We start from the raw sequence: 25,667 nt of genomic DNA, 5'->3' as shown, positions 1-25,667 counted from the left end.
CTGCTTCCTTCCCAGGACTATTAGTTTGTTGTGTCTGTCTTTGCGTTCAAAATGATACAAGATTAGACAGACTGCAAGGAATTTGGTATCACGTCGCGCCGACAAAAAGACTGCCGCCATCTGGACAATGCTGCGCCAGATGACCCTAACTGGAGGAGTTTCCCATGGCGACCAACTATTTCGATGCGCATCGCGAAACCCTGAGCCAGGCCCTCGCGGCCCTGCGGGATCGCGACTATTGGACTCCCTATTCAGAACGGGCCAGCGGGTCGATCTATGGCGAAACCGCCGCAGAGGACGGGGAAGCTGCCTTTAAAGCATATCTGGGAAAAGCCTTTGATCTGCCTGGACATCCAGGCGATGGGGTGATCGCCTCTGACGAGACGTCCCCCTATGGTATTGCGATGGACCTGTCTTACACGGCGCTGGATACCGATACAGCACTGGCAGCAGCAAAAGCAGGCATGAAGGCGTGGCGTGATGCCGGACCTGATATGCGAACCGGTGTGTGTCTGGAGATCCTGCATCGCATCAACCAACGCAGTTTTGAAATGGCCCATGCCGTGATGCATACAACGGGTCAGGCGTTCATGATGGCGTTTCAGGCAGGCGGCCCCCATGCGCAGGATCGCGGCCTTGAGGCAATAACTCAGGCCTATGCGCTGCAATCGGCCATCCCGGAGCAGGTCCGTTGGGAGAAGCCCCAGGGTAAGAATCCGTCTCTGATCCTGGAAAAGCGCTATCGCATCATGCCAAAGGGTGTCGCGGTCACCGTGGGGGTTTCGACCTTCCCGACCTGGAACGGGTATCCCGGCATCATGGCGTCACTGGTCACGGGAAATCCTGTGATCGTAAAACCGCATCCCACCGCGGTTCTGCCGCTGGCAATTTCTGTACGGATCATGCGCGATGTGTTGCAAGACGCAGGCTTTGACCCGAATCTGGTGCTGTTACAGACGGACACCCGTGCGGCGCCCGTAGGGCAGGACCTTTGCACACGACCCGAGGTAAAGCTGATTGATTTCACGGGCTCCAACTTCTTTGGCGAATGGTTGGAACAGAAGGCAAAGCAGGCGCAGGTCTATACGGAAAAGGCCGGTGTGAACGCTGTCGTGATTGATGATTTCGACAATCTGAAGGGCCTGTGTCGCAACCTTGCCTTCACCCTGTCCCTGTTTTCCGGGCAGATGTGTACGACGCCCCAGAATATATTTATCCCCAAGGACGGCATAACGGTCGCGGGGGAGAAGATGAGCTTCGAGGCGGTTGCAGAGGCAATTGCAGGCGCGGTGGGTAAATTCAACAGCGACCCCGCTCGCGCGGTTCATGTGCTGGGCGCGATCCAGTCGCCGGATACCGCCGCGAGGATCGACACGGCGCGCAGTCTGGGCAAGGTATTGCTGGACAGTCAGAAGATCGACCATCCCGATTTCCCCGATGCCCGCGTTCATACGCCCCTGATCCTGGCGATTGATGCGGCGGAACGTCAGAAATATGAAACCGAACTGTTCGGCCCAATCACTTTCATCATCGCTTGTGATGGCATTGATGGCGCCTTGGAGGCGTGGCGCTCAACCGTTGCGGCGAAAGGGGCGATCACATCCTCAGTCTATTCCGACCGCCCCGCCGTGCTGGAAGCCGCAGAGGCCCTGGGCGAAGAACTGGGTGTGCTGATGAGCGTTAATCTGACCGGCGGCACCTTCGTCAACCAGACCGCCGCCTTCAGCGACTATCACGCCAGCGGTGCCAACCCGGCGGCGAATGCCAGCCTGGTCGACACCGCCTTCGTCGCCGGACGCTTCCGCGTCGCAGAAACGAGGCGGCATGTGGAGGAGTAGCGGCTCAGCGAGAGACGCTTCAATCCGGTGGTAAGGGTATGTGTGGCCATTTCTTTGTAATCTCTGCCTGAACGCCCCTTTCTAGGTATGTGGACAATACGACAAAGCTTTTTGTCCCCTTAACACCGGGCAAGACATAGAGTTGTGACAATAGCTCTTCCAAGGCATGCGCATTTTCGGTTCTGACCTTCATGATGACGCATGTATCGCCAGCGACAGAGTGCATTTCCTCTATTTCGGGGTATGACCTTAAGGTCATCATCCTTTGACTCTTTCCCCATCCATTCGCATCTACATGGACAAAGGCTAGGAACGGTTTTCCAGATAATGGACCATCAATCCGTCCGGCTGTTCCCAAAAGAACACCGCTCTCGGCCATCCGGCGAACTCTTTCATAAACTGCAGGGGCGGATAAACCGACTTGATCCCCGATCTTGGTATAGGTCTCTCGTCCATTGGCCGCCAGTGCGCTTAAAATCTTTCGGTCAAAACCATCTAATGGTCGGTCAGGCTTGGTCGGGTTCTGAATATTTTCTGTTTCTATTGTCATAAGGCTGATTGTTCCTTCCACTTTTTGAAAAAGAATTGATAAGTATTAAGCTATCCACAAAATATCAGAAGGATATTTAGATGAAAGAAACTATTATAGATCCTAAAAATGGAATTTATTCCACCACACATGATTATGTTCATGCGCTGGAAGTACAGGGGGCGAGCCGTCAGGTTTATTTGAGTGGAACCATGGGATTGGATTCATTCGGCGTTGCGCCGGATACTGTTGATGAACAATTAGAACTGATTTGGAAGAATATTCAGCATATTCTGGCGTCTGCGCACATGACCGCGCGTAACATTATCCGGGTCACTAGCTATCTGACGAAAGCGGAATTCGCTGCAAAAAACCAAGAGGCAAGACTGCGTGCCTTAGGGGATCGACGTGTGCCTACGACGGCGATTGTGGTATCAACCTTGGATCCAAACTGGCTGGTCGAAATTGAAATAATTGCAGCCGCGTGACAGCCACGCATTCACGAAATAGGTGATTAATTTAGGATCAATTGTGGCGATTGGACCACGAAGGCCTCAGTTTAAGCCCTCTAAGCCTCAAGAACAGCCTTAACCTGATCTCGATGTTGATCATCATTGCTTCCAGCGGTTAGCAGGGCATGGCCGGTGATGGAGAGTTCTTCCAGTTTGGCCATGGTTTGTGGCTCGATCTTCAGTTCTTCGGCCAGATCGTCGAAGACATAGCGTTCCGTCGAATCGATGGTCAGGTCGGCCTGGGCCAGGACCAGAAGTTCGTACATTACAATGCGGCGGGCCTTACGTGATGTTAAGACGCCCAGATTGTCATTGGACAACAGATCTTTTGCCTCAACGCTCAAGGATTGGCCCAGTTCCGCTTCAACCCGGTCTATTGCAGCCTGTTCGTGGGGTTCCAGTCTCCAATCAGCCAGGACCATGCGCTTTGCCAGTGCCATGAACATGCGACGCTGTTCGCCTGACAGTTCTTTCAGAAACATGGTCCATCCCCTTAAAATCGCTCTGGTCGGCAATCATACCTCAGAGTCTGTCGGGGGCAAGGGGCCGATGCGTTAAGGATTTATCGCGATCAGAGCGATGCCCAGGCGATGTTCCAGATCTTTCACCGCGGCGACATCTGTATCGTCCAGCGTGGCGGGCTTAAGGTCGACCGGCTTCATTGCGACCAAAGGATGCCCCAACTTGCTTTCCAGTGCTTTGATCGCGGAAAGATCCTGCTCTTTCAGATTAGCAAAGGCGTAATAGGCCATGATGATTTCTCCTCACAGTGTGACGGAGCCCTGAAATCGAATCTCCGTCTCTCATGGCTTATTATACGCTAATGAGTCTGTTACTGGATGATGAAATTTATACAGGCGGTGCTAATCCTTCGATCAGGATGGATGACCCCGTTGTGCTGGCATGACGGATTCCAACAATTTCCTGGTATTCCGGGGAATTATACCAGCCCTTGGCGGTTGCCATATCCGGGAATTCCAGAACCACAATGCGGTTAGGTTTCCAGTCTCCCTCCATTGTCTCATGGGCGCCACCGCGTACCAGATAGCGCCCGCCATGGGCTTCAATCGTGGCGGGCGCCTGTGCGGTATAGGATTTATAGGTTTCCGGATCGGTAACCGCGATATTGGCAATGAAATAGGCTTTCATGGGGCTTTCCTCTTATCCAGGGGGCAGATTTTCTTTGACGCTTCTGACTTGCTCAGGCTCAGTTTCGATCAAGTTCAGAGGGCAAGTAAACAAGTTTGCGGATGGCTTTGCCAGGGAAGAAGGAGCACAGCATATGAAGAAATCAAAATTGGATCCCCGGACATTGGCGGCGCAGGCTTTGGGATGGGAAGACCCGACATCGGGTGCGGTGGTTCCCCCGATACAGCTGTCCACGACATTCACCCGCCGGGAGGATTATGGCCCGCGTGAGGCTGTCTATATTCGCCCTGATTCGCCTAATGCTGCCCATGCAGAGGCTGTGCTGGCCGAATTGGAAGGGGCCCCGACAGCGGCCAGTTTCGGGTCGGGCATGGCAGCCTGTACGGCGGCCTTTCATGCCCTGGAACCGGGCGATCACATTGTCTGCGCGCGCACTGTCTATCATGGTGTCGTCGCCTGGCTGGAAGATTTCGCAGAAGCCCGGGGCCTGACCTATTCCTTTTTCCCAAATACCGACCTGGCGGCGTTGCAGGCGGCTATTCAGCCCGGGAAAACCAAGCTGGTCTGGATCGAAACCCCATCAAATCCGATGTGGACAGTAATCGATATCGCAGCAGCGGCGGAGATTGCCCATGACGCAGGTGCGCAGCTTGGCGTTGATTCCACCTGCGCCAGTCCTGTGCTAACGCGCCCGCTGGAACTGGGCGCAGATCTGGTCTGTCATTCTGCGACAAAATATCTGGGCGGACATTCTGATGTGTTGGCTGGCCTGTTGGCCCCGCGGGAGATCACGCCCCTGTGGGAGCGTATTCTGCTGCATCGGAAATATGCCGGTCCCATGCTGGGCGCGATGGAGGCGTATCTGCTGGTTCGGGGGATGCGCACGCTGTTCCTGCGGGTTGAGCGCCAATGTCACAACGCCATGGCCGTGGCGCGGTTCCTATCGCATCACCCAAATGTCGAAACAGTCCGTTATCCCGGCCTGCAAAGCGACCCTGGCCATGCGATAGCGGCAAAACAGATGCAGGGTGGATTTGGCGGCATGCTGTCATTCCAACCCAAAGGCGGCGCGAAAGAGGCGATCCAGACCGTCCTGAACTGTAAGCTGCTGAAACCCGCCACGTCATTAGGCGGGGTTGAAAGCCTGATTGAACATCGCAAGACCTCGGAAGGGTCCATTAAGACGGAGACACCGGAAAACCTGATCCGGGTATCGGTTGGCATCGAATCCCCGGATGATCTGATTGCAGATCTTAATCAGGCACTGGGGTGAGGGTACCGCTCCATAGTCCGTCATACCCGCGCAGGTGGGTATGAAGGGCCACATGTATCGATGGTGCGTGCCGCCCTGGACCCCGGATCAAGTCCGGGGTGACACTGTAGTCTTATCAAATACGTCCTCACACTGAGGAGCGCAGCGTCTCGAAGGGGGAGCCCTCTGCAAGCACCGGACTTACAGCCCCTCCTTCGAGACGGCACTAACGCGCCTCCTCAGGATGAGAACGAAAGAAGGCGTCACCCGCGCAGGTGGGTATGAAGGGCCACATGTATCGATGGTGCGTGCCGCCCTGGACCCCGGATCAAGTCCGGGGTGACACTGTAGTCTTACCAAATACGTCCTCACCCTGAGGAGCGCAGCGTCTCGAAGGGTGATCTTTCTGTAAGCACCGCTCTTGCCGCCGGTCCTTCGAGACGGCGCTAACGCGCCTCCTCAGGATGAGAGTGGAAGAAGACGTCATACCCGTGCAGGTGGGTATGAAGGGCCACATGTATCAATGGTGCGTGCCGCCCTGGACCCCGGATCAAGTCCGGGGTGACGATGTAGTCTTATCAAATACGTCCTCACGCTGAGGAGCGCAGCGTCTCGAAGGGTGATCTTTCTGTAAGCACTGTGCTTCCAGCGCATCCTTCGAGACGGCGCTAACGCGCCTCCTCAGGATGAGAATGGAAGACGGTGTTATCCGCGACGGCGGGTATCCAGGGGCGGTCTGACTACAGTCGAAACGGGCGTTATGCCTGAACCTGTACGTCGATGCCGTGGGTGCTGAGCATTTCGGTCAATTCGCCCGTTTCAAACATTTCGCGGATGATGTCACAGCCACCGACGAATTCGCCTTTGACATAAAGCTGCGGAATGGTCGGCCAGCTGGAATATTCCTTGATGCCTTCGCGGATCGCCATGTCATCCAGGACATTGACGCCCTTGAACGGTACGTTGAGGTGATTAAGCACCTGCACGACGGCGGCAGAGAAGCCACATTGTGGGAATACGGGTGTGCCTTTCATGAACAGGACAACATCGCCGCTGTTCACTTCACTGGAAATCTTGCTTCTGGTTTGGTCATCCATGATTGGATCCTTTCAAATATATTGGGCAAAGGGGCGGCGCGTTGGCCTGCCCGTGTCGGGGGCTGTCGTGTGTGATCAGGCGTCTTCGGGCACAGCGGTTTGCAGGGCCAGGGCATGCAATTCATTGCCCATACGTCCCTGCAGCGCGGCATAGACCATCTGGTGCTGCTGCACGCGGGATTTTCCCGAAAATGCTGCGGATTTCACGAAGGCGGAATAGTGATCACCATCGCCTCGCAAATCGTTGATGACAACATCGGCATCCGGCAGGGCTTCTTTGATAAAGCGTTCAATGTCACCGGCGCTCATGGGCATGGTAAAGCTCCCTTTCGATCCTGTAAGGCTCACGCGGACCAGGACGCCCCTGCCATGTAGTTCGGCAGCGGTGCATCATGGGTGTGGGCCAAGTCTTCCACCGATATGGTATCGCCCCCTGGCAGCGTCAACGCGGTTCCACTGGATATACCGACTCGTTGTGCCGGTACGCCCGCTTTTTCGCACGCCGCCAGGACAGCGGCTTCGTCCTTCGTCGCGATAAGATAGCGCGCTTGGTCTTCGCCGTACAGCCATGCGTGAAGGGCAATGTGTGATGGTGCAACATCCATCGTCACGCCAACCCCACCAGCGATGGCCATATCCGCCACTGCGACAGCCAAACCGCCATCGGACAGATCGTGGCAGGCGACAACATGTCCGCCCGCGATCAGGGCGCGGACACAATCGCCATTACGACGCTCTGCATTCAGATCTACGGGCGGCGGGGCACCATTGCTTCGATCCATCAGGTCGCGCATGAAGATTGACTGACCCAGATGACCCTTTGTTTCCCCAATCAGGATCAGTGACAATCCTGTTTCCGTAAGGGCCAGGCCCACGGATTTTGCCGCATCCTCAATCATGCCAACGCCGCCGATGACGGGGGTGGGCAGGATCGCCTCGCCATTTGTCTCGTTATACAGCGACACATTTCCCGATACGACCGGGAAGTCCAGTGCCAGGGCCGCTGCCGTCATGCCTTTGATACAGCCGACAAACTGACCCATGATGCGGGGCCGCTCCGGATTGCCGAAATTCATATTGTTGGTGATTGCCAATGGGGTTGCGCCGGTGGCCGTGATATTGCGCCAGGCTTCGGCAACCGCTTGGGCGCCGCCAGTTTCCGGTTCGGCGAAACAATAGCGTGGCGTGCAGTCAGTGGTCGCCGCCAAGGCCTTCTTCTGGCCCGGCAGGCGCACGATAGCGGCATCCGCGGCACCGGGGGTCTTTACAGACTCCCCCCCGATCAGATGGTCATATTGTTCCCAAATCCAACGGCGAGAGCACAGATCCGGTGATCCGATCAGGCGTTTCAGGGCATCCCCCATGTTCATATCGGCAGGAATTGAAGGGTCTACATCGCCCGCTTTTGGGGTCGGTTCCCAGGGGCGTTCATACAGGGGGGAGGCTTCAACCAAAGGCGCTACGGGAATTTCGCCCGCCAATTCACCATGCCACATCAGGGTCAGGTTGCCGGTATCGGTCACGCGCCCAACGACGGCGAAATCCAGTTCCCATTTGTCGAAGATCGCCTTGGCTTCTGCTTCACGGCCGGGCTTGAGGACCATCAACATGCGTTCCTGGCTTTCCGACAGCATTAATTCATAGGGGGTCATGCCCTCTTCGCGCATTGGCACCTTATCCAGCGCCAGTTCGATGCCAACGCCGCCCTTATCTGCCATTTCAACAGAGGAGGAGGTCAGGCCCGCCGCCCCCATATCCTGGATCGATACAATCGCGTCGGTCGCCATCAGTTCCAGGCAAGCTTCCAGCAGCAGCTTTTCAGTGAAGGGGTCGCCGACCTGAACCGTGGGGCGCTTTTCTTCGGAATCCTCAGTAAATTCCGCAGAAGCCATGGTCGCGCCATGGATACCGTCGCGTCCGGTTTTGGAACCGACATAGACCACCGGATTGCCGATCCCGGAGGCCTTTGAATAGAAAATTTTGTCGCTGCGAGCCAGGCCGACCGTCATGGCATTGACCAGAATATTGCCGTTATAGGCCTTGTCGAAATTCACTTCTCCGCCCACGGTCGGAATGCCCATGCAATTGCCATAACCGCCGATACCTGCCACCACACCCGATACCAGATGGCGGGTCTTGGCATGGCTGGGATCCCCAAAGCGCAGCGCGTTCAGATTGGCAATAGGCCGCGCGCCCATGGTGAAGACATCGCGCATAATACCCCCGACACCGGTCGCAGCCCCCTGATAGGGTTCGATGAAGCTGGGGTGGTTGTGGCTTTCAATCTTAAATACGGCGGTATCGCCATCGCCGATATCGATCACGCCTGCATTCTCACCCGGACCCTGGATCACCTGCGGGCCGCTGGTCGGCAGTGTCTTCAGCCAGAAGCGCGAGGATTTGTAGGAGCAATGTTCCGACCACATGACGGAGAATATGCCCAATTCCGTGATATTTGGGGCGCGGCCCAGAATGTTGAGAACGATCTGGTATTCGTCCTTGGTCAGGCCATGTTCGGCAACGATTTCCGGGGTGATTTCAACTTCGACAAGAGACATGAACTTCCCTTTGGCTGGCGGCGGCGGAGAGGGGGCAATTGCGGCGATTTCCTAGCCTGACTCCGCCGGAAATGCAAAGCGGAACCGCGATGAGTTACCGATCTGCCAATGCCAGCTTCAATCCCAACATGGCAAAGGCGGCGGCAAAGGAGCGTCGAAGCCATTGCAGCACACGGGGGCTCGACAAAACATAGTCGCGTGCGAGCGCGGCGCAGGCACCATACAGGATGAAAACTACTAAGGTCATCGCCATGAAAACGGCTGCTAACTCCAACATTGTAAGACTGGGGTGAATAGCGTCAGCTGGCACAAATTGCGGCAGGAAGGCGACGAAGAATAGAGAGAGTTTCGGGTTTAGGACATTGAGCAGAATAGCATTTGTCACCAACCGAAATGAACTTTCCTGTTCCTTGCTATCTGGAACGGCAAGCGTGCCCCCTTTTTGCAGGATGCGCCAAGCCAGATAGAAAAGATACGCTACGCCAAGATAGCGCACTGTCTCGAACAATACCGCGCTTGTGTGCAGCAGGGCCGCGAGCCCTAAGATACTGGCCGCGATATGGGGGACAATGCCCAAGGTACAGCCAAGTGCCGCAATAACGCTGGCCCGCGCGCCCTGTCCCAGACCGGCTGATAGCGTATAGAGAACCCCTGTCCCAGGAAGCATAACAACGATCAAGGCTGTCATTAAAAACTCTGGAGTCATCGTAATCCCCTTAAACCAGATCGATGGCATGGGCCTTAAGGGCAATGAAGTCACAGACTTCCAGGGCCCGTTCATGGGTAGATAGCAGCACAACTTTCGGCGCAAATCCCGCCTGATAGGCTTCCTGCCAGCGGGCTGCGCACAGGCACCACTGATCGCCTGGTTTCAAACCAGGGAAACCATATTCTGGCACGGGGGTCGACAGGTCATTGCCCCGCGCCCGCGAAAAGGCCAGAAAGTCGGCGGTCATCTGCACGCAAACCGTATGGGACCCAATATCTTCCGGCCCCGAATTACAGCACCCATCGCGATAAAATCCTGTCACCGGATCAACGGAACAGGGCATCAAGGGCTGCCCAAAGACATTGCGGGCGGCATTGGTCGTGTCTCTGGCTAACATGGCGGTTTGCTTCCTTAACGGGTTGGCATTTATCGCAGCCTGGAACATCGTCGGACCGAGGGGCAAGGAAAATATGCCGCTATTGTGTCACACCACGCTGAAACTCAATATTGGATATTTATATTCAGCGCGACATATTCAGCACGACATGGGGAATTCTTGACCGGGGACGCTGGAAGCGAAGTGGCCAATTGTTCATAGGAATTTCGGATTAAGAAAAAGCCGCCATTGCTTGGTCAATAATGGCCTGCAGGTCTTCTGGACTCGCCCCATTTTTTGCTGATACGGCCATGCCGTGCGTTAGGGCGATAACAAAGAGGGCCAGTGCTTTTGGATCATGACTGTCCTTTAACGTTCCAGCCTTAATTTCATCCGTAAAGAAATTGGTTAAGGTATCGAAAATTTGGGCATTGGTATCACAGATGGCTTTCAATGCATTGGGTGGAAAACCATCCGCATTTGATTCGCTGGTGCTCAACGCCATCAAGCACCCGCCAGGTAAGTTCGGATTGCATTGCGTTTCAGCCGTCCGTTTTAGGAAATTACGCAGCCGTTCCATGATGGGGCGACCGGTCTCAAACAAGGGGTCTGTATGCGGCTTTCCATGATTATCAATATAACGGCGCAAAGCCGCTATGAAGAGGTCTTCCTTATTACCAAAAGCCGCATAAAGGCTGGGTTTGTTTATGCCCATTGCCCCCGTAAGCGCCGCCATCGACGTGCCAGCATATCCATTTTGCCAAAACACCGTCATCGCCGCATCTAAGGCTTCTTCTTTATCAAATGCGCGTTGTCGTCCCGCGGACATTTTTAAAATTTCTCCATTTCTTCTTATTGTATTCTGTACTGATCGGTACATTTAATGTATCGTACCAATCGGTACAGAAATCTAATCTAGAACCTAACATAAGGAAATCAAGACTATGGGCAAGTTGACTGGAAAAACCGCAGTTGTTACCGGCGGCAATAGTGGCATCGGTTATGCCACTGCACAGGCGTTCAAACGAGAAGGCGCGACCGTGATCATCACGGGGCGCAACAAGGATGCACTCGCGAAAGCCGCAAAAGAACTGGGCGTCATTGGGATGGTCGCGGATCAGGGTGATTTAGCGGCGATTGATGGTCTTGTCGCAAAAGTGAAGGCGGACCATCAGGCGTTGGATACTCTGTTCATCAATGCGGGCGTCGTTAGTTTTGCGCCCTTGAATGAAGTAACAGAGGCAGATTTTGATGTCACGATGGCAATCAATTTTAAGGGTGCTTTGTTCACCCTGCAGAAGTTCTTGCCGATCTTGAAAGATGGGGCCTCTGTCATCAATCTGTCTTCCATCAACGCCTATACGGGCATGCCCAATACGGTGGTCTATGCGGCCAGTAAGGCGGCGTTGAATTCACTGACGCGAACCGCCTCAACGGAATTGGCCCCCCGGAAAATCCGCGTCAATTCAGTCAATCCGGGACCGGTCAGTACTCCGATTTTTGGAAAGCTTGGCTTGCCGGCTGAAGCAATGACAGAATTCGGAACGGCGATGCAGAACCGCATTCCGTTGAAACGGTTCGGCAATCCAGAAGAAATTGCCAATCTGGTAACGTTTCTTGCCTCTGACGATGCTGGCTTCATCACGGGTGCGGAATACAACATCGACGGTGGCAGTATCGTCAATCCACTGCTGAGTTAAACATTCAGTTGGAATCTAATGCCGCACAATAGAGGTCTATCGGCGCATCTTGTGCTGCCGGTAGACCTTTTGTCGGAAAATAAGACCGATCAGCCAGCCAGCGCGGCAAACATTTTCAGGCCCTCAACACCGCCAGCCAATGCATCGATAGCATTTTCAGGGTGGGGCATCATGCCCATGACATTGCCAGCCTCGTTCAGGATGCCGGCGATGTTGCGTTGGGATCCGTTCAGGTTGGTGGTCGCATCGACCAGACCGGCGGCATCGCTGTAGCGGAAGACGACACGCCCGTTGCCTTCCAGACGATCCAGCGTGTCTTCATCGGCGAAATAATTACCCTCGTTATGGGCAACGGCGACCTTGATCACATCGCCCTGATTCAGGCTGCCGGTGAAGGGGGCATGGCTGCGTTCACAGCGGATATGGGTCATTTTGCAGATGAATTTCAGACCCGCATTGCGCATCAAAACGCCAGGCAGCATGCCGGTTTCGGTCAGGACCTGAAAGCCATTGCAAACGCCCAGGACAGCCACGCCGCGTTCTGCCTGTTGTTTCACCGCGCGCATGATCGGGGAATTGCCCGCCATCGCGCCACAGCGCAGATAATCACCATAGGAAAAACCACCGGGCACAACGATCAGGTCATAACCGGCCAGATCGCTTTCCCCATGCCAGATCAGGTCAGGCTTGTTGCCGCTGGCCTTTTCAATCGCAGCCGCCATGTCGCGTTCGCGGTTGGTGCCGGGAAAGACGGTGATTGCGGTTTTCATGGTCTGGATTACTCCACAATCTCGATTGCGTAGTCTTCAATGACGGTATTGGCCAACAGCTTGCGGCACATCTCGTCCAGCTTGGCCTGGGCGGCCTTGCGGTCGGTTTCAGCCAGTTCAATTTCGATCAGCTTGCCCTGGCGGACTTCGCCAATGCCCTCAAAGCCCAGTCCTTCCAGCGCGTGGCCAATGGCCTTGCCCTGAGGATCCAACACGCCGCGTTTCAGGGTGACGGTGACATTGGCTTTCATCTAAGCATACTCCTGATCGTCTGACTTGGTCGGTTCTTTACGCTGATTCTAATGCCACAAAGCAGAATTAGGTCGGTTCGCCGTCGATATTTTCAACGGTGCCGCTTTCCGGCAGGACACCCAGACGCCGTGCCACTTCGCGATAGGCGTCTTCAACATTGCCCAGATCACGACGGAAGCGGTCCTTGTCCATCTTCTCGTTGGTCAGCGTGTCCCACAGGCGCATGTTGTCCGGGCTCAATTCATCGGCCAGAACGATGCGAACATCGCCATTTTCGTCATAGATACGCCCGAATTCCAGCTTGAAATCGATCAGCTTGATGCCGATGCCGATAAACAGGCCCGACAGGAAATCGTTCACGCGCAGCGACATCGCCAGGAAATCATCAATGTCCTGGGGGCTGGCCCAGCCAAAGGCGGTGATATGTTCTTCGGAAATCAGCGGATCGCCCAATTCGTCAGACTTATAGCAATATTCAACGATGGACCGGGGCAGGGGTGTCCCTTCCGGAATGCCCAGACGCTTGGCCATAGAGCCCGCAGCGACATTGCGGATGACGACTTCCACCGGAATGATCTCAACTTCGCGGATCAATTGTTCGCGCATGTTCAGGCGACGGATGAAATGGGTCGGAATGCCCAGATCCTGCAGGCGCAACATCAGAAATTCGGAAATCCGATTGTTCAGCACGCCCTTGCCGGTGATCGTGCCTTTTTTCTGATTGTTGAATGCCGTGGCATCATCTTTGAAATAGGCGACCAGGGTGCCGGGTTCCGGCCCCTCGAAAATCACCTTTGCTTTGCCTTCGTAGATTTGTCTGCGTCGCGCCATGACTATGGACCCGCCTCTTACCGCCTGGGGAATGTCTCTCTGCTGCGTATAGCAACCGACCCCGACTTTCACAATCGCCGTTTTGGCATGTCTGGTGTCTGTGACGATTCAAAGTCAGAAAAAATAAAATAGCGCTGGTCTGCTTTGGGCATGGCATCTGTCGTTGAACCTGGGGCGCGAAACGATTACATAAACGATGAACAATGTGCAGGGGGTCGACCCCGCTTAAAGGATTTTGACCAGAGATTTAGGGAAACAGACCCATGAGCCAGTTTAATGACCGCGAAAAGGCCTTTGAGAACAAGGCCAGCCACGACAAGGAATTGGATTTTAAGGCAATGGCCCGCCGCAACAAGTTGCTGGGCCTGTGGGCTGCGGAACTGATGGGCCTGGAAGGCGATGCCGCACAGGCCTACGCTCAGGAAGTCGTGATCGCTGATTTTGAAGAAGTCGGCGACGACGATGTTCTGCGCAAGGTCTTTGGTGATTTGCAGGCCAAGGGCGTGGAAACGACCGAACATCTGGTGCGGGAACAAATGACCGCCCTGTTGTCTGTCGCCCGGGCGCAGGTCACCAGCGCAAGCTAAGCTTGATTTCTGGACAGGGCGGTCAGGGCCTCATCGCTCAGGTTGTCCATCCAGGCAATCAGCACCATTCCGGTCTGCGCCAGATAGTGCAGGAACTCTGCTTCTTTGCCGGTCTCAACCAACAGCAGATACAGCAGGGCGTGATTTGTGTTCTTGCACAACGCCGGGCGCAGACCCTGGCGAGGCAGGGTGCCATTCAGCGAATTGCTGGCATAATAGCCGAAATCTTTTCGCGTCACGTCGAAGGCTGTTTGTTTCTGACCCTCGGTCCGGAAGGTAACCTGCTGGTTCGGGGCCAGATGAACCGAGCCGCAATCCTGCAGTTCGATCTCCCCATCCTGGCCTACATGAAACCTGCGGGGCGGATTTTTTGGCGAAAAGGTCATTTCGGTTCCTCGCTTTTCGGACTTTGGACCTAAAGAAAATCTTGGGGTTCTCGGCGGAAATCCTTTTAAACCCCTTTGAATGCACTTGAAACGAACAATATAATCATGTGCAGTGGAGAGTGTGAATGAGACGACAGTCTTTATCTTCTCACGATGACGATGGAGCGACCCGCAACGGGACTATCATGACGGTTTGGGACAGGGAAAACGTGGCATTTCAAATGCGATCAGAACTGGCGCAAGTATGGCCGGTGCGATCCGGTCCAGGCGAAGACGATCAGGACAATGACGATGGCGGCATGGGTGGGCCGGGGACTGGTGTTGTCACCAAGACCCGCGCAAAAACCAAAAAGCCATCCATGTACAAAGTCCTGATGCTGAACGATGACTATACGCCCATGGAATTTGTGATCTATGTGCTGGAGCGGTTCTTTGGTAAATCGCGCGAAGAGGCGACACAGGTTATGTTGCACGTCCATAACCGTGGCGTCGGGATATGCGGGGTATTCACCTATGAAGTCGCGGAAACCAAGGCGACGCAGGTGATGGATGCAGCCCGCAAGGAAGGGCATCCGCTGCAATGCACCCTGGAGAAAGAATAGGGGAGAAAGAATAAGCAAAAGTTTGGAAGGGCGGATCAAGAGGGCGTCTAGCAAAAGACTTGGTCAAAAAAAGAATAGGTCGGCATCTTTAAAGTTCTGTTAAGCCGACTCAGTTTAAAGTCAGTATCGGTGAATATCTGTTTATTTGCCGCCGAAATGTACCCTGTTTGGGAAATATACCCTGGTTGGAAGGAGACCGCATCGCATGTTGTCAAAATCACTGGAACAAACGTTGCACCGGGCTCTTTCAATGGCGGGGGAGCGCAGCCACGAATACGCGACACTGGAACATCTGCTGCTCGCCCTGACGGAAGATCAAGACGGCCTGGCCGTCATGCGCGCCTGTGGTGTTGATGTCGAAAAACTGGTCGGCAATCTGGCGGATTACATTGATAACGACCTCAGCAATCTGGTCACGCTGCTCAGCGAAGACCCTAAGCCGACGGCTGGTTTTCAACGTGTCCTGCAACGCGCTGCCATTCACGTGCAATCCTCTGGCCGTGAAGAAGTGACGGGCGCCAATGTGCTGGTTGCGATCTTCTCAGAGCGGGAAAGCCATGCCGTTTATTTCCTGCAGTTGCAGGATATGACGCGCTTTGACGCAGTGAATTACATCTCTCACGGTATTGCGAAAGTGCCAGGCCAGGAAACAGATTCGACGGCGAAGCCCGGCCCGTCTGGTACTGACGAGGATGCCAAGGCTGAAGAAGTCAATAAAAGCGGCCATGAAGCGCTGGACACCTATTGCGTTGACCTGAATAAGAAAGCGGGTCTGGGCAAGATTGATCCTTTGATTGGGCGTGTTCAGGAGGTTGAGCGGGTTATCCAGGTGCTATGCCGCCGCACGAAGAATAACCCGCTGTTGGTCGGGGATCCGGGCGTGGGCAAGACCGCGATTGCAGAAGGACTGGCCAAGCGCATTGTCGATCTGGATGTGCCGGACGTCCTGGCGACCTGCACGATCTTTTCGCTCGATATGGGTGCACTGTTGGCGGGAACCCGCTATCGCGGTGATTTCGAAGAACGCCTGAAGGCGGTCATGAAAGAAATCGAAGCGACCCCCGGTGCGATCCTGTTCATTGACGAGATCCACACTGTGATCGGGGCCGGCGCAACCACAGGCGGGGCGATGGATGCCTCCAACCTGTTGAAACCCGCCTTGCAGAATGGGTCGCTGCGTTGCATCGGGTCGACCACCTATAAGGAATATCGCGGTCATTTTGAGAAGGACCGGGCACTGGCGCGTCGCTTCCAGAAAATTGATGTGGCCGAACCGACAGTTGAAGATGCGATTAAGATCCTGATGGGGCTGAAACCCTATTATGAGGAACATCACGGCGTGAAATATACGCTGGATGCGATCAAGACAGCAGTGGAACTGTCGTCACGCTATATCAATGACCGCAAACTGCCGGATAAGGCGATTGATGTGATTGATGAAGTTGGCGCGGCCCAGATGCTGTTGTCGGAAAGCCGCCGCAAGAAGCAGATCGGCACAAGAGATGTTGAAGCCGTCGTGGCCAAGATCGCCCGTATCCCCCCGAAACAGGTCAGCCGCGACGACCGCGATGCCCTGTCGACGCTGGACAGTGATCTGCGCACCATGGTTTATGGTCAGGATGCCGCGATCGAGGCCTTGTCGTCTGCAATCAAGCTGTCCCGTGCAGGGTTGCGCGAACAGGATAAGCCGATTGGCAGCTATCTCTTCTCTGGTCCGACGGGCGTTGGGAAGACCGAGGTTGCCAAACAATTGGCCCGTACGCTGGGTGTGGAGCTCAAACGCTTCGACATGTCGGAATATATGGAACGTCACTCAATCTCCCGGTTGATTGGTGCACCTCCGGGGTATGTCGGGTTCGATCAGGGTGGCCTGTTGACCGATGCCATTGACCAGACGCCCCATTGCGTCCTGTTGCTGGATGAAATCGAAAAGGCACACCCGGATCTGTTCAACGTGCTGTTGCAGGTAATGGATTACGGCAAATTGACCGACAATAACGGTAAGACCGTTGATTTCCGCAATGTCGTGCTGATCATGACGACCAATGCCGGGGCCGCCGATATGGCCAAGCCCGCGATTGGCTTTGGGCGCAGCGTGCGGGAAGGTGAGGATACCGCCGCCATTGAGCGGATGTTCACACCGGAATTCCGCAATCGTCTGGATGCGATCATCCCGTTTGCTTCCCTGCCTAAAGACGTCATTGGGCGCGTGGTGGACAAGTTTGTCATCCAGTTGGAAGCGCAATTGGCCGACCGCGACGTCACCATCGATTTGACCGACGAGGCGCGTTTGTGGTTGGGCGAGAAAGGCTACAGCGACAAATACGGGGCCCGTCCGCTGGCCCGCGTCATTCAGGAAAGCATCAAGCGGCCGCTGGCAGAAGAACTGTTATTCGGCAAGCTGGCCAATGGCGGGACCGTTCTGGTCGATGTCGACAAGGCCGAAGACAAGCTGCGTTTCGCGTTTCCCGATGCGGGTAAGGCGAAGAAGCCAAAGTCCAAGAAAAAGGGCAAGACTGGCGAAAAGGCGTAATCAGGCCCCAGCAGCGCCATTGGGTCGGACTGACAGCGTTGATTTGAGTATGGAACAAGTCCCTGCGCATAGGCGTGGGGATTTGTTTCTTTCCGGGAGGCGGTGACATTAATTTGAATGGAATTGCTAGTAATATTAGATACAGGTCTGTACCGTTGAATGTTCACACGGCGGGAATAAATAAAACTTATGGGCCGATAATTGTCGTATTGTTGCGGATGGATGGCGCTAGACATCGAAAGTATGGTTAATGCACATCATAAGGATTGAGTGAATCTAAGGTTTCGAATACAGTTTTCTGTAAGTGCCTTAAAGAGCTAGATGGTGTCGCAGTCAAAAACTTTAGAGTGAAAAGTAGGCGTCCTATGAAAAAGACGAGTAAAGAGTTTCGCAATATGGGAAATTTGTCGAATATCACATCGACGTCCCGTGTTTTGAATTTGAATCTTTTGACTCAAAGGTTGTTGAAAACAGAAGGTGAGCACGAGACTTTCTTTAGAAATAAATCACTGAATAACACATTGATCTTAAAATCAATTGTTCAGCCTCCAGACAAAATTGCTTTCAGCATCACCCAGGATAATGCGACCAAATTGTTTAAGCCCTTTGACCGCAATGATCTTGCCCAAGGAGGCTTGTTTGCGTTCATTGGACAGCCAAACCTCATGAAGGCCCTGCAGGAGTATTTTGGGTTTCAGCCAGAGGATAATGAGAATAACGATCGGGACATGGCGATCCTGAAAGAGCTGGATCGCATCCCGTCACTGGATCCGTTTCTGTTGCGCGAGAAAATGTCGGAATTGGGGGTTACGGTCGATAAGTCCTATTTTCAGATCGATGAGATGGAATGGAGCCGGATTAAAGAGCGTATTATTTCTGACTTCGTGCCCTTGGCTCAGATGGCCTTTGGCGAGAAGGGAAAGAATGATGCGGCGCGCTCTCTTGCTGATAAAATCTGGGACCCCAAGCAAACCCAATTGCTGAAACCGATTTTGAAGACGCTGGATATCCCGCAGGAAAAAGCCAGTGAGATCATCTTCTCCTGGAAGGGGTTGTTGTATTACAAGTATCAGGCACAGGATTCCCATGCTGATCTGGTTAAGATGCTCAAAGAGATAGAATCCGCTCGCATTTACGGCTATTCCTCTATCGAACAGAAGGGGGAGACGCAAAAAACCATCCGCGCGATCCGCGCATCCTTTACCGAAGATTGGAAGCTGTGCCACAAGCATCTGGCCAGTTACGAAAAAAACTACATTGAAGAATTCGTTGGCAAACAAAATCCGCAGGCCCTGAAGCAGACATTAACAAATGCCAGCGAGATTTTTGACGTCCTGGGAACGGTTATCGGGTCAACGAAGCATTGCGTCAGCTATTGGCGTTACTTTTCGGGTAGCCGCATTGGGGGGCGTATTGCTGCGGATGATTTTGATGCGTTGCTGGATGATTTCCGCAAGGGGACGGGGCTGGCAACAATGGCGCGTGCACCAACAGAGCGCGCGATTTCCATGGATGATGACCCAAAGGTAGTTAAGGCATAAAGCCTAAGCGTTGCGGTTTTCGCGATCCTCTGCAGTCTTGATCGCCTTATCTTGCATGCGCTGGGCAATTTCTTCTTCTATTCCCTGGCGCCGTTCAGGTGTCATCTGGGCCAGGTCCTCTTCCGTTATTCCCATTTCCTTTAGGATGGCATCGCGAATGCGCTCCGCGGGTGTCTTTTCCATATATTCCAGAAATGCTTTTTCCGTATCGGTGGGTTGATACGCATTGGGGTCTGTGGGTTGCTGTTTCGGTTGGCTGGTGCTGCTTTCCTGAGCGGCCAGCAAGGTGGATTGTGTGTCCGATGACAGCAAGCCACTGGGGTTTGCGGAGACGGGTGTGGCCACATTTTCCGCAGATAAGCCCTGATTGCTGGCACCAAATGGTGTGGCAGTGCCCGTCTTGTCTGAGGGCGACGTGGACGAGTCCATAGCGGGCGCAAACAAGCCCGTATCGTTTCTGTGGATGTACTGACCTGTTGAAATTGATGTCATTGATTGCCCCGAATCATTCGAATTTCATCAGGGTCAGACAAGCAAGAGTCAGGCCAGTTCAGGAGTTTTTATCGGCCGTTTCAGGAATCCGGGACGGTTTCTGCAATGGCTTTGATCAGCGGTTGGTCCAGATCTTCCATGCACTGATCATACAGAACGACCATCAGATCCCTGCGTTTTGCCATGACTGTGGGGTCTAACTCTTCATCTGCGGCGGTGTAGTAGCCCATTGCAAAATGCTGAATCAGGGAGAATTCCAGGGGCGAGCGCAGGAAGGTCTTAGGAGGCGGGCCGAATACCACTGAACAGGCAGCGTCAAACAGCATTGGTGTCGGGTTTTCCAGTGGCGTTTCCAACGGGGTTGGAACCGTCTTGCCCAGGGCGGTCAAATAGCTGTCTGTTGGAGTATTGCGACAATGCTCAATCAATCCTGGGATAATGTCGGAACGATTGGCGATTTCCAGCAATTTTAGACCGTTGTCCTCACCCTTAGCGGTATAGAACCCCAGCATAAAGGTAACCACCATTGGCATTTCGGTCATGGGGCGCCGAAAGGCCGGTTCTTCCTGTTGGAACAGGGCTTCGCAGCTTTCGGTAAAAAACGGTGTCGTCTCCTGTGCCCTGACGTCTGTACGGGGCAGGCACAGAAAAGCCATGCTGATCGCCAGCAAAAACGGTACGGTGCGGTCCATTCGGACTCCAAACATACGTAAAATACGTCCTTCCTTCGTTACAGTGCGACGCTGACATTGCCCAAGCGTTCGGACAATTTCATATTTTCGGAATAGTCGACGGGAATGGCAATCAATGCCGGGCCTTCCTGGGCAAAGGCTTCCTTCAGCGTCGGGATGATCTGATCGGTCGCCGTGATCTCCTTACCCCACATGCCAAAGCTGTAGGCCAGTTGTACGAAATCTGGATTGTTAAAGGCCAATGGAGAATGCCGTCCCTGGAAGCCCGTCTGTTGCTTCCATTTGATCAGGCCATATTCCCCGTCGCACCAGATCATGGCGACAACATTCAGCTTCAGGCGAACGGCGGTCTCCAGTTCCTGCACATTCATCATAAAGCCAGCATCACCAGAAATCGAAAGGACCTTTTTATCCGGAAAGGCCATTTTCGCCCCGATGGAGCCTGGCATGGCAAAGCCCATCGTGCAGAACCCGTTGGAAATCAAGCAGGTATTGGGTTCCATGCATTGATAATGGCGCGCAATCCACATTTTATGAGCACCGACATCAGACAGCAGGATATCCTCCGGCCCCATGAAGTCGCGCACATCCCACAGGATCTTCTGTGGTTTGACCGGAACGGCCGTGTCGTCCTTCTGGGCGGCGAATTCTTCGGACATGATGTTGCGCAAGGCCTGACGGTCGGCGATGTTGAACAAGGGCATGCGGTCCGCATACATATCGTTCACAGCCTCGTTCAACTGCCACAGGGCATCGGCCAGATCGCCCACAACCTCCACCGTTGCCTGATAGTCGCGGTCGACCTCGGCAGGGCTGAAGTCGATATGAATTATTTTCTTGGTATCCTTGTTGCTGCGATTCCAGGCGGAGGGCGCATATTCAACCAGGTCATAGCCACAGGAAATCACCAGATCCGCATCATCGAAGGCCAGATTGTTATAATCCCCCGATCCCAGGCCCATGGTGAACAGGCAATGGGGATCATCCATGGGGACCGCGCCCTTGCCCATGAAGGTGTTCACAACGCCAATCCCGGTTTTCGTTGCAAGCCGGAAAAGTTGCTTCGCGGCCCGCTTTCGGATCGCGCCATTGCCCGCCAGAATGATCGGGTTCTTCGCTTCGCCGATCAGGCGCGCGGCCTCTGCAATTGCCTTATAGTCTGCGCCGGGGCGACGGACCTTGCGGGCGGGCATGGGGGAATCGTCAACCTCCTGCTTTGCAATATCTTCCGGTAATTCGATGACGCAGACGCCCGGCTTTTCGGTTTCCGCCACTTTGAAGGCCTTGCGCACCACTTCCGTAATATTGCCAGCAGACGTGATGGATTGCGCCCATTTGGAAATGGGACGCATCATCGCCACGGAATCCATATTCTGATGGCTTTCCTTGTGCAGACGCTTGGTGGATCCCTGACCAATGATCGCGACGACGGGGGCGCGATCCATATTGGCATCCGCCAGACCGGTCACCAGATTGGTCGCACCCGGACCCAGCGTGGACAGGCAGACCCCGGCCTTGCCCGTCAGGCGCCCATAACTGTCGGCCATAAAGGCCGCCGCCTGTTCATGTCGGCACAGAATAAAATCGATCTTCGAATCCATCAGGGCGATCATCAGATCGGCGTTTTCTTCGCCAGGCACACCATAAATACGTTCGACGCCTTCTTCTTCCAGGCATTTTACAAACAGTTCAGCGGCTTTCATATAAGTTCCTTAAAGGCGAGGGAGGTTAGCCGCCAGACATTTTTGTATTACGGGCGCGAACGTCAGACGGCCATCTGCTTTTTATATAGGACAGCACGGCAATGATTTCAGCGTCTGTAAGTTTTTTCTCAAAGGCAGGCATATCTGTTTTGTAATCGGGCCCGGCGAATTTTTGAATCCCGTATTTGGTCATCTCAAAAATCTGTGTTTCGGAATGATGCCAGGTATGCCCTGTCTCATCTTGGGGCGGGGCGGGCAATTTTCCATCAGCTTTGCGCACATTCCAATTCGGTTGTCCTTCCAAGTTTGGACCGTGACAGGCTGCACATTCCGAATCATAGATCACCTTCCCCAGCTTCACAAAGGTTGGATCGTCGGGCAGAAGGATTGTCTCAGCGCGGGCGAAGTTGGCGGCAGTCATTATTAAGACAATCAAGGGCAGGGCTGATTTCATAGAGAATCTCCAGCGAGAGAATTGAGAATAGGACAGGACGGGCGATGATCGCCATCACAACAGTGAATCAAATGCGCAAGAGTTTCGCGCATGTCTTTCAGAACATTAATTTTTTCATCGATTTCATCGAGATGTTTGCTGGCGATAGCCTTTACCTCTGCACTGGTGCGATTGGCATCGGAATACAGGCTCAGCAGGGTTCGGCATTCCTCAATTGAAAAGCCCAAATCCCTCGCCCGCTTCAGGAATTGTAAGGTCGCGATGTGATCATTGCTAAAATCACGATAGCCATTATCAGCCCGATCCGGCACCAGCAGAGCAATCTCTTCATAATAGCGCAGCGTCTTGGCGGGCAGGCCGGTTTGTTGGGCGGCGTCTGAGATATTCATCTGTGTGGCTCCTGTTCCAATCACTCCTATAAAGGTTCCCCTGACTGGAAGGTCAAGCATTCAAGATCATAAATGACCCCTTGACCTTCCTGTTACTGGAACCCCCACATTTGGTGCAGGCCAAAGGAGATGAATGATGACTGCGATCAGTCTGGATATTGATGGGATGACCTGTGCTGGCTGTGCCGGACGGGTAGAAAAGGCGCTGAAATCTGTGGACGGTGTTTCGACTGCACAGGTTAATCTGGCGCTGGAAAAGGCCTCGGTTGAAGGAAGCGCCACTCCGACGGCGCTGATTAAGGCGGTGGAACGGGCGGGCTATACCGCCTGGTACCTGAACGATGTCGATCCAGACGTCAGGGAAGCCTCGCAGCGCGCAACAGAGCGTCAGGCCTGGCTGTGGCTGGTCGTTGCGGTCGTTCTGACCCTCCCTTTTCTGATTCAAATGATCGGTATGGCCGCAGGCCAGCATTGGATGCTGCCCTATTGGCTGGAACCCGTCCTGGCCGCGCCGGTAGTGTTCGGGGCAGGTTGGACATTCTATAAGGGGGCGTGGCATGCGATTCTGACCCGCACGGGCACGATGGATCTGCTGGTCGCCATGGGGACGGGGGCTGCGTTCTTTTTCAGCCTGTGGCTGGTTTTCAGCCAGGGGATCGCGGCACAGGGTCACCTTTATTTTGAGGCTGCCGCCGTGATCGTGACGCTCGTTCTGTTTGGCAAGCGCCTGGAATCCCGCGCAAAGCAGAGCACCAGCGAGGCGATCCGGGGCCTGATGGCGCTGACCCCTGATGAAGTCTGTCGCATCACACAGTCTGGCGATGAAGAAATCGTGGCGCTGAGCGATATTGCGGTTGGTGATGTCCTGCGGGTGCGCCCAGGGGAGCGCATTCCCGTGGATGGCCGCATTCTGGACGGTACAACCAGCATCGATGAATCGCTGATCACCGGGGAAAGTGTTGCCGTTGCGAAATCGCAAGGCGACCCTGTTGTCGGCGGCGCGATCAATGGCGATGGCCTGCTGAGGATAGAGGCGACGGCGGTTGGCAAGGACACGACCCTGTCGAAAATTGTGCGGCTGGTAGAGCGCGCGCAAAGCGGCAAGGCCCCAATGCAACGGCTGGTCGATCGTGTCAGCGCGATCTTTGTGCCGATCGTTCTGGGGATTGCTGCTGTCACCTTTATCGGTTGGATGGTCGCTGGCGGCAGGTTTGAAACCGCCCTGATTGCGGCGGTTTCGGTTCTGGTCATCGCGTGCCCGTGTGCCCTGGGGCTTGCAACGCCAACGGCAATTGTGGCCGGGACTGGGGCTGCGGCAAAAGCCGGTATCCTGATCAAAGATGTCGAGGCGATGGAGCGTGCCGCCCATATCGATACCGTCCTGTTTGATAAGACCGGTACCGTGACCGTGGGGCAGCCGCGTCTGATCCAAACACAATTGGCGGAAGACGGGGATGAAGGCGAAGAGAGCGCAGTTCTGGCGCTTGCCGTTGCCTTGCAACGTGGCAGTGACCATCCCCTGGCAGACGCCTTCCGGGCAGCCTATGACGGGCAGGCGTCCCGCCTGAAGTCCCCAGAAAAGTTCCGCAATCATCCGGGTGAGGGGGTTTCTGGAAGACTGGACGGTCATGCCCTGGTTCTGGGTAACCGGGCGGCAATGGCACGCTCCGATATTGCAATCACACAAGCGATAGAAACCAGTGCCGCCGCAATGGAGGAAGAGGGGGAGACCGTTGCCTTCCTGGCGAAGGATGGCAAGTTGATCGCGTGGTTTGGCCTGATCGATGCCCCGCGGCCGGAGGCGAAGGATGCCATCGCAAAATTGACGGCCCAGGGCATCCGCGTTGGCCTGTTGTCAGGCGACAGCCAGGCGGTAGCCCAGCGCATCGCGGCCATGGTTGGCATTTCCGATGTTACCGCCGGGGTGAAGCCTGATCGCAAGGTGAAGGCTGTGAAGGCCTTGCAGGTGTCGGGACAACAGGTTGCCATGGTGGGCGATGGTATCAATGATGCGCCAGCCCTGGTTCAGGCCGATCTTGGGCTGGCAATGGGGACGGGGACGGATATCGCCCTGGATGCGGCCCCTGTAACCTTGATGCGGGCAGATTTAAATCTGGTTCCGGCGGCCCTGGATATCTGTCGCCGTACTGTCAGAAAAATCCATCACAATCTGTTCTGGGCGTTTTTCTACAATGTCGTGGGCCTGCCCTTGGCGGCTTTGGGCTATCTGAGTCCCGAGATTGCAGGTGCCGCCATGGCCATGAGTTCTGTCAGCGTTGTCACCAGTTCCCTGCTGTTGCGGCGCTGGCACCCTTAAATCAGCAACGCTGGTATTGTCAGGATCAGGCCATACACGGCGCTGAGGATCAGGGTGGCGACGGTCATGACTGTTGAGACAACCCGCATCCGCATTTGTAGCTTGGTCGTGCCCGTAACGCGCAGCGATTGGGAATGGAGTATTCGCGCCAGGACCAAAACGATGCCCGCAAGATGCAGAAAATAGATTGATCCGGAAAGGGTTTCGATCATCAGCATCAAAATCAGGATCATCGGCACCCATTCGACAAAATTGCCGAAGGTGCGGATACGCGCGGTTAATTCAGGATCTCCGCCATCGCCCAGGCTGACCCGCGTGCGACCGCGCTGTCCTGGAATGCGCAAGCCCAGAGCGGCCATAAGCAGGGCAAGCAGGCAGGCATAAAATAACGTGATCAT

29 protein-coding genes are annotated in these 25,667 nt (G+C 54.6%); 9 read left to right on the top strand and 20 right to left on the bottom strand.

Features of this window, described 5'->3' with window-relative positions:
- Nucleotides 1-164: 164 nt before the first annotated feature.
- Complete coding sequence (paaN, locus tag ACOSDM_RS10560; RefSeq protein ID WP_420724476.1) at nt 165-1,838, top strand: phenylacetic acid degradation protein PaaN; 1,674 nt, start codon at nt 165-167, stop codon at nt 1,836-1,838.
- 19 nt (nt 1,839-1,857) lie between these two features.
- Here the strand turns inward: paaN and ACOSDM_RS10555 are convergent, their stop codons facing one another.
- The gene (locus tag ACOSDM_RS10555; RefSeq protein WP_420724475.1) at nt 1,858-2,388 is read right to left on the bottom strand and encodes an Lrp/AsnC family transcriptional regulator; all 531 of its coding nucleotides are present in this window, start codon (nt 2,386-2,388) and stop codon (nt 1,858-1,860) included.
- An 80-nt stretch (nt 2,389-2,468) separates the two neighbouring features.
- Here ACOSDM_RS10555 and ACOSDM_RS10550 point away from each other — a divergent pair, with 80 nt between their 5' ends.
- A complete protein-coding gene (locus tag ACOSDM_RS10550; RefSeq protein ID WP_420724474.1) occupies nt 2,469-2,855 on the top strand; it encodes a RidA family protein in 387 nt (128 codons plus the stop codon).
- A gap of 80 nt (nt 2,856-2,935) precedes the next feature.
- Here the strand turns inward: ACOSDM_RS10550 and ACOSDM_RS10545 are convergent, their stop codons facing one another.
- From ACOSDM_RS10545 to ACOSDM_RS10535, 3 genes are all read right to left on the bottom strand, one after another.
- On the bottom strand, nt 2,936-3,361 hold the full coding sequence (locus tag ACOSDM_RS10545) for a hypothetical protein (protein WP_420724473.1): 426 nt from the start codon (nt 3,359-3,361) through the stop codon (nt 2,936-2,938).
- Nucleotides 3,362-3,433: 72 nt separating this feature from the next.
- Nucleotides 3,434-3,631 carry a hypothetical protein gene (locus tag ACOSDM_RS10540; protein ID WP_420724472.1) on the bottom strand — a complete coding sequence of 66 codons (198 nt, stop codon included), beginning with the start codon at nt 3,629-3,631 and terminating at the stop codon, nt 3,434-3,436.
- A gap of 97 nt (nt 3,632-3,728) precedes the next feature.
- On the bottom strand, nt 3,729-4,028 hold the full coding sequence (locus ACOSDM_RS10535) for a DUF1330 domain-containing protein (RefSeq protein ID WP_420724471.1): 300 nt from the start codon (nt 4,026-4,028) through the stop codon (nt 3,729-3,731).
- 133 nt (nt 4,029-4,161) lie between these two features.
- On the opposite strand from ACOSDM_RS10535, the gene ACOSDM_RS10530 reads away from it, so the two are divergent.
- Nucleotides 4,162-5,301, top strand: a complete 1,140-nt coding sequence (locus tag ACOSDM_RS10530; protein ID WP_420724470.1) for a trans-sulfuration enzyme family protein — start codon at nt 4,162-4,164, stop codon at nt 5,299-5,301.
- A 737-nt stretch (nt 5,302-6,038) separates the two neighbouring features.
- On the opposite strand, the gene grxD is transcribed toward ACOSDM_RS10530, so the two are convergent.
- The 6 genes from grxD to ACOSDM_RS10500 form a co-directional block, all read right to left on the bottom strand.
- Nucleotides 6,039-6,377, bottom strand: a complete 339-nt coding sequence (grxD, locus tag ACOSDM_RS10525; RefSeq protein ID WP_420724469.1) for a Grx4 family monothiol glutaredoxin — start codon at nt 6,375-6,377, stop codon at nt 6,039-6,041.
- Between the two features lie 75 nt (nt 6,378-6,452).
- Entirely contained in the window at nt 6,453-6,692 is a 240-nt protein-coding gene (locus ACOSDM_RS10520; protein ID WP_420724468.1) for a BolA family protein, read from the bottom strand.
- Between the two features lie 29 nt (nt 6,693-6,721).
- Nucleotides 6,722-8,935 carry a phosphoribosylformylglycinamidine synthase subunit PurL gene (gene purL, locus ACOSDM_RS10515; RefSeq protein WP_420724467.1) on the bottom strand — a complete coding sequence of 738 codons (2,214 nt, stop codon included), beginning with the start codon at nt 8,933-8,935 and terminating at the stop codon, nt 6,722-6,724.
- Between the two features lie 94 nt (nt 8,936-9,029).
- Entirely contained in the window at nt 9,030-9,641 is a 612-nt protein-coding gene (locus ACOSDM_RS10510; protein WP_420724466.1) for a LysE family translocator, read from the bottom strand.
- A 10-nt stretch (nt 9,642-9,651) separates the two neighbouring features.
- Nucleotides 9,652-10,041 carry a DUF2237 family protein gene (locus ACOSDM_RS10505; RefSeq protein ID WP_420724465.1) on the bottom strand — a complete coding sequence of 130 codons (390 nt, stop codon included), beginning with the start codon at nt 10,039-10,041 and terminating at the stop codon, nt 9,652-9,654.
- Between the two features lie 211 nt (nt 10,042-10,252).
- Entirely contained in the window at nt 10,253-10,849 is a 597-nt protein-coding gene (locus tag ACOSDM_RS10500; protein WP_420724464.1) for a TetR/AcrR family transcriptional regulator, read from the bottom strand.
- 115 nt (nt 10,850-10,964) lie between these two features.
- Between ACOSDM_RS10500 and ACOSDM_RS10495 the strand changes: the two genes are divergently transcribed.
- On the top strand, nt 10,965-11,720 hold the full coding sequence (locus ACOSDM_RS10495) for an SDR family oxidoreductase (protein ID WP_420724463.1): 756 nt from the start codon (nt 10,965-10,967) through the stop codon (nt 11,718-11,720).
- Between the two features lie 89 nt (nt 11,721-11,809).
- Here the strand turns inward: ACOSDM_RS10495 and purQ are convergent, their stop codons facing one another.
- The 3 genes from purQ to purC form a co-directional block, all read right to left on the bottom strand.
- Nucleotides 11,810-12,490, bottom strand: coding sequence for a phosphoribosylformylglycinamidine synthase subunit PurQ (gene purQ, locus ACOSDM_RS10490; protein WP_420724462.1), 681 nt, complete (start codon nt 12,488-12,490; stop codon nt 11,810-11,812).
- Nucleotides 12,491-12,498: 8 nt separating this feature from the next.
- Nucleotides 12,499-12,741: a phosphoribosylformylglycinamidine synthase subunit PurS gene (gene purS, locus ACOSDM_RS10485; protein ID WP_420724461.1), complete on the bottom strand. Its 243-nt coding sequence runs from the start codon at nt 12,739-12,741 to the stop codon at nt 12,499-12,501.
- 67 nt (nt 12,742-12,808) lie between these two features.
- A complete protein-coding gene (gene purC, locus ACOSDM_RS10480; RefSeq protein WP_420724460.1) occupies nt 12,809-13,573 on the bottom strand; it encodes a phosphoribosylaminoimidazolesuccinocarboxamide synthase in 765 nt (254 codons plus the stop codon).
- A gap of 263 nt (nt 13,574-13,836) precedes the next feature.
- Here purC and ACOSDM_RS10475 point away from each other — a divergent pair, with 263 nt between their 5' ends.
- The gene (locus ACOSDM_RS10475) at nt 13,837-14,160 is read left to right on the top strand and encodes a DUF1476 domain-containing protein (protein ID WP_420724459.1); all 324 of its coding nucleotides are present in this window, start codon (nt 13,837-13,839) and stop codon (nt 14,158-14,160) included.
- Here ACOSDM_RS10475 and ACOSDM_RS10470 read toward each other — a convergent pair.
- Nucleotides 14,157-14,546 (bottom strand): hypothetical protein, encoded by a 390-nt coding sequence (locus ACOSDM_RS10470; protein WP_420724458.1) that lies wholly within the window; start codon nt 14,544-14,546, stop codon nt 14,157-14,159. The genes ACOSDM_RS10475 and ACOSDM_RS10470 overlap by 4 nt on opposite strands.
- Before the next feature lie 299 nt (nt 14,547-14,845).
- Here ACOSDM_RS10470 and clpS point away from each other — a divergent pair, with 299 nt between their 5' ends.
- The 3 genes from clpS to ACOSDM_RS10455 all read left to right on the top strand — a co-directional run bounded on the left by clpS (nt 14,846) and on the right by ACOSDM_RS10455 (nt 19,222).
- Nucleotides 14,846-15,148, top strand: a complete 303-nt coding sequence (clpS, locus tag ACOSDM_RS10465; protein WP_420724609.1) for an ATP-dependent Clp protease adapter ClpS — start codon at nt 14,846-14,848, stop codon at nt 15,146-15,148.
- Between the two features lie 205 nt (nt 15,149-15,353).
- Nucleotides 15,354-17,681, top strand: a complete 2,328-nt coding sequence (gene clpA, locus ACOSDM_RS10460) for an ATP-dependent Clp protease ATP-binding subunit ClpA (protein WP_420724457.1) — start codon at nt 15,354-15,356, stop codon at nt 17,679-17,681.
- Between the two features lie 665 nt (nt 17,682-18,346).
- The gene (locus tag ACOSDM_RS10455) at nt 18,347-19,222 is read left to right on the top strand and encodes a hypothetical protein (protein WP_420724456.1); all 876 of its coding nucleotides are present in this window, start codon (nt 18,347-18,349) and stop codon (nt 19,220-19,222) included.
- A gap of 3 nt (nt 19,223-19,225) precedes the next feature.
- Here the strand turns inward: ACOSDM_RS10455 and ACOSDM_RS10450 are convergent, their stop codons facing one another.
- The 5 genes from ACOSDM_RS10450 to cueR form a co-directional block, all read right to left on the bottom strand.
- Nucleotides 19,226-19,714, bottom strand: coding sequence for a hypothetical protein (locus tag ACOSDM_RS10450; RefSeq protein ID WP_420724455.1), 489 nt, complete (start codon nt 19,712-19,714; stop codon nt 19,226-19,228).
- An 80-nt stretch (nt 19,715-19,794) separates the two neighbouring features.
- Nucleotides 19,795-20,406, bottom strand: coding sequence for a hypothetical protein (locus ACOSDM_RS10445; RefSeq protein ID WP_420724454.1), 612 nt, complete (start codon nt 20,404-20,406; stop codon nt 19,795-19,797).
- A gap of 38 nt (nt 20,407-20,444) precedes the next feature.
- Complete coding sequence (locus ACOSDM_RS10440) at nt 20,445-22,109, bottom strand: acetolactate synthase large subunit (RefSeq protein WP_420724453.1); 1,665 nt, start codon at nt 22,107-22,109, stop codon at nt 20,445-20,447.
- Between the two features lie 25 nt (nt 22,110-22,134).
- Nucleotides 22,135-22,563, bottom strand: a complete 429-nt coding sequence (locus ACOSDM_RS10435) for a c-type cytochrome (RefSeq protein ID WP_420724452.1) — start codon at nt 22,561-22,563, stop codon at nt 22,135-22,137.
- The gene (cueR, locus tag ACOSDM_RS10430) at nt 22,560-22,952 is read right to left on the bottom strand and encodes a Cu(I)-responsive transcriptional regulator (protein ID WP_420724451.1); all 393 of its coding nucleotides are present in this window, start codon (nt 22,950-22,952) and stop codon (nt 22,560-22,562) included. Before cueR ends, ACOSDM_RS10435 begins: the two co-directional genes overlap by 4 nt.
- Nucleotides 22,953-23,085: 133 nt before the next feature.
- On the opposite strand from cueR, the gene ACOSDM_RS10425 reads away from it, so the two are divergent.
- Nucleotides 23,086-25,269, top strand: coding sequence for a heavy metal translocating P-type ATPase (locus tag ACOSDM_RS10425; protein WP_420724450.1), 2,184 nt, complete (start codon nt 23,086-23,088; stop codon nt 25,267-25,269).
- Here the strand turns inward: ACOSDM_RS10425 and ACOSDM_RS10420 are convergent.
- The gene (locus tag ACOSDM_RS10420; RefSeq protein ID WP_420724449.1) at nt 25,266-25,667 is read right to left on the bottom strand and encodes an MAPEG family protein; all 402 of its coding nucleotides are present in this window, start codon (nt 25,665-25,667) and stop codon (nt 25,266-25,268) included. The genes ACOSDM_RS10425 and ACOSDM_RS10420 overlap by 4 nt on opposite strands.

The sequence above is a fragment of the Hwanghaeella sp. LZ110 genome (assembly GCF_048892525.1).
In the GTDB taxonomy this organism is placed as follows: Bacteria; Pseudomonadota; Alphaproteobacteria; order UBA8366; family Aestuariispiraceae; genus Pacificispira.
Note: the sequence above shows the minus strand (reverse complement) of the source record. Positions and strands in the feature narration are given on the sequence as shown.

Bases quoted from the DNA above. Each gene is read 5' to 3' on its own strand.
- paaN (WP_420724476.1), top strand. From the start codon at position 165: ATGGCGACCAACTATTTCGATGCGCATCGCGAAACCCTGAGCCAGGCC.
- ACOSDM_RS10555 (WP_420724475.1), bottom strand. From the start codon at position 2,388: ATGACAATAGAAACAGAAAATATTCAGAACCCGACCAAGCCTGACCGA.
- ACOSDM_RS10550 (WP_420724474.1), top strand. From the start codon at position 2,469: ATGAAAGAAACTATTATAGATCCTAAAAATGGAATTTATTCCACCACA.
- ACOSDM_RS10545 (WP_420724473.1), bottom strand. From the start codon at position 3,361: ATGTTTCTGAAAGAACTGTCAGGCGAACAGCGTCGCATGTTCATGGCA.
- ACOSDM_RS10540 (WP_420724472.1), bottom strand. From the start codon at position 3,631: ATGGCCTATTACGCCTTTGCTAATCTGAAAGAGCAGGATCTTTCCGCG.
- ACOSDM_RS10535 (WP_420724471.1), bottom strand. From the start codon at position 4,028: ATGAAAGCCTATTTCATTGCCAATATCGCGGTTACCGATCCGGAAACC.
- ACOSDM_RS10530 (WP_420724470.1), top strand. From the start codon at position 4,162: ATGAAGAAATCAAAATTGGATCCCCGGACATTGGCGGCGCAGGCTTTG.
- grxD (WP_420724469.1), bottom strand. From the start codon at position 6,377: ATGGATGACCAAACCAGAAGCAAGATTTCCAGTGAAGTGAACAGCGGC.
- ACOSDM_RS10520 (WP_420724468.1), bottom strand. From the start codon at position 6,692: ATGCCCATGAGCGCCGGTGACATTGAACGCTTTATCAAAGAAGCCCTG.
- purL (WP_420724467.1), bottom strand. From the start codon at position 8,935: ATGTCTCTTGTCGAAGTTGAAATCACCCCGGAAATCGTTGCCGAACAT.
- ACOSDM_RS10510 (WP_420724466.1), bottom strand. From the start codon at position 9,641: ATGACTCCAGAGTTTTTAATGACAGCCTTGATCGTTGTTATGCTTCCT.
- ACOSDM_RS10505 (WP_420724465.1), bottom strand. From the start codon at position 10,041: ATGTTAGCCAGAGACACGACCAATGCCGCCCGCAATGTCTTTGGGCAG.
- ACOSDM_RS10500 (WP_420724464.1), bottom strand. From the start codon at position 10,849: ATGTCCGCGGGACGACAACGCGCATTTGATAAAGAAGAAGCCTTAGAT.
- ACOSDM_RS10495 (WP_420724463.1), top strand. From the start codon at position 10,965: ATGGGCAAGTTGACTGGAAAAACCGCAGTTGTTACCGGCGGCAATAGT.
- purQ (WP_420724462.1), bottom strand. From the start codon at position 12,490: ATGAAAACCGCAATCACCGTCTTTCCCGGCACCAACCGCGAACGCGAC.
- purS (WP_420724461.1), bottom strand. From the start codon at position 12,741: ATGAAAGCCAATGTCACCGTCACCCTGAAACGCGGCGTGTTGGATCCT.
- purC (WP_420724460.1), bottom strand. From the start codon at position 13,573: ATGGCGCGACGCAGACAAATCTACGAAGGCAAAGCAAAGGTGATTTTC.
- ACOSDM_RS10475 (WP_420724459.1), top strand. From the start codon at position 13,837: ATGAGCCAGTTTAATGACCGCGAAAAGGCCTTTGAGAACAAGGCCAGC.
- ACOSDM_RS10470 (WP_420724458.1), bottom strand. From the start codon at position 14,546: ATGACCTTTTCGCCAAAAAATCCGCCCCGCAGGTTTCATGTAGGCCAG.
- clpS (WP_420724609.1), top strand. From the start codon at position 14,846: ATGGGTGGGCCGGGGACTGGTGTTGTCACCAAGACCCGCGCAAAAACC.
- clpA (WP_420724457.1), top strand. From the start codon at position 15,354: ATGTTGTCAAAATCACTGGAACAAACGTTGCACCGGGCTCTTTCAATG.
- ACOSDM_RS10455 (WP_420724456.1), top strand. From the start codon at position 18,347: ATGAAGGCCCTGCAGGAGTATTTTGGGTTTCAGCCAGAGGATAATGAG.
- ACOSDM_RS10450 (WP_420724455.1), bottom strand. From the start codon at position 19,714: ATGACATCAATTTCAACAGGTCAGTACATCCACAGAAACGATACGGGC.
- ACOSDM_RS10445 (WP_420724454.1), bottom strand. From the start codon at position 20,406: ATGGACCGCACCGTACCGTTTTTGCTGGCGATCAGCATGGCTTTTCTG.
- ACOSDM_RS10440 (WP_420724453.1), bottom strand. From the start codon at position 22,109: ATGAAAGCCGCTGAACTGTTTGTAAAATGCCTGGAAGAAGAAGGCGTC.
- ACOSDM_RS10435 (WP_420724452.1), bottom strand. From the start codon at position 22,563: ATGAAATCAGCCCTGCCCTTGATTGTCTTAATAATGACTGCCGCCAAC.
- cueR (WP_420724451.1), bottom strand. From the start codon at position 22,952: ATGAATATCTCAGACGCCGCCCAACAAACCGGCCTGCCCGCCAAGACG.
- ACOSDM_RS10425 (WP_420724450.1), top strand. From the start codon at position 23,086: ATGATGACTGCGATCAGTCTGGATATTGATGGGATGACCTGTGCTGGC.
- ACOSDM_RS10420 (WP_420724449.1), bottom strand. From the start codon at position 25,667: ATGATCACGTTATTTTATGCCTGCCTGCTTGCCCTGCTTATGGCCGCT.